Source organism: Kitasatospora sp. NPDC056446 (assembly GCF_042796115.1).
Lineage (GTDB): Bacteria > Actinomycetota > Actinomycetes > Streptomycetales > Streptomycetaceae > Kitasatospora.
In genome coordinates, this window is record NZ_JBHTRF010000210.1 from 1 (window position 1) to 1,553 (window position 1,553).

Annotated in this window: 1 protein-coding gene; it reads right to left on the minus strand. The window is 57.1% G+C overall.

The features are described from left to right. Positions 1 to 1,539: peptidase domain-containing ABC transporter (locus ACFQ6N_RS40730; protein WP_380659185.1), on the minus strand; the 1,539-nt coding region annotated here is incomplete at its 3' end. Between the last annotated feature and the right edge of the window lie 14 nt (positions 1,540 to 1,553).

The window sequence follows — 1,553 nt, forward strand, 5'->3', positions numbered from 1 at the left end:
GTTCAACACCCATGGCTGATTGTCTGCATATCTGAAGCAGACGTTGCGGAGCTCAACCTCAACGGGTTGAACGCGCGCGCTCAAAGGTGCAGCGGGCTCCTTCTCAACGGGTGCAAGAGCAATGTCAGCAACTCTTTCCGCATGTGAACCGAGCAACGCGAGTTGGATTGCGTACTCGGAAAGCGCACTCAGACGCGAGATGAACTGCTCTGAGTACGAGGCGTACGCAATCAGCATCCCGGCAGTGAACCGTCCCTCCATCACCAGTGATGCGCCGATTGCGAGAGCACCAAGCCTACCTACAGACAGCAGGACGCCACCCCAGGATGCGTAGGACAAGCTCGTACGCTGAACGGCAATGGATGCTGCGATTGCTGCTGCGCTTCGGTTCGCAAAGCGGGACGATTGCCAGCCAGTCTTCCCGAAAAGCTTCAAAGTCTGCGCACCGCGGATGGATTCAAGCAGCATGGACTGCCGGCGCGCGTCCTCGGTCAAGGAGGAAACCGTTGCGTGTTGCAGTCGCTTCACGTAGATGGCCCTGACGCCTACATAAGCCAGCGCTGTGAGGCTTGTAAATGCGCCTAGAAGTGGGCTGTAGACAAACAGCATGGCTCCTGTTGCAAGGGCCATGACACCATCTAGTATCCCAGCGACCAACTGCGTGCTTATGGCCTGCTGTATTGTGTTTAGTGACGTGAATCGCGATGTTATGTCACCCAGGCTGCGACTTTGGAAGTACTGGGTAGGTAGGCGCAGCAGCCTAGCGAACACGCCCGAGCTCCATCCAATATTGATCTGGCTGCTCAGCCAAACAATTGCCCAGGACCGCAGCCAACCCAGCAGCAGCTGAAGAAGGGCGAGAAGGCTCAGTCCCACTATGACAACCGGAAGAAGGGCACGGTCCCCATCGGCGAGTACACGGTCGATGACTATCTGGAAGCCTTGGGGTGAAGCGAGCGCCATGAGTTCCAACGCAACTGAAAGAAGCCCCAGGTTGACCAGCGCTGGTCGGAGACCAGAGATCGGCCCAATGAGTGACCTCAGACGAAGACTACTGCGCGCTTGGGCCTTCCTGAGATCGGGTCCCTTCAAGAGCTCGATTGCCACCCCTGTGAAGTGCCGGCCAAGCGCCGCCCAAGAGATCTCCACGCGGCCTTGGGATGGATCCAGAATCACGACTTTCCTCGCCTTCACCTTTTCCAGGACAACGAAGTGGTCCATGTTCCAATGCAGAACTGCGGGCAGTACGAGCTGATCCAGTTCATCTGGCTCAGCCCGAAGAGGGCGCGCCACAAGGCCTTTCCGCTCCGCAACATCGCTGATATCAGATACCGACATTCCTTGCGGATAGGATCCGGCGAATGCCCTGAGCTGTTCCAGAGAAAGCCGATGGCCATGGTGATCAAGTATCATGGCCAAGCAGGCCAGACCGCACTCGTTGGCTTCACTCTGGTAGAAGATCTTGACCGGACGCTTCATCCATTGACGCAATAGATCGCCGGGTTTTGGGCTGACTGCTGTGGAGTTGGCGACTTGCATGATCAGTCCTGTAT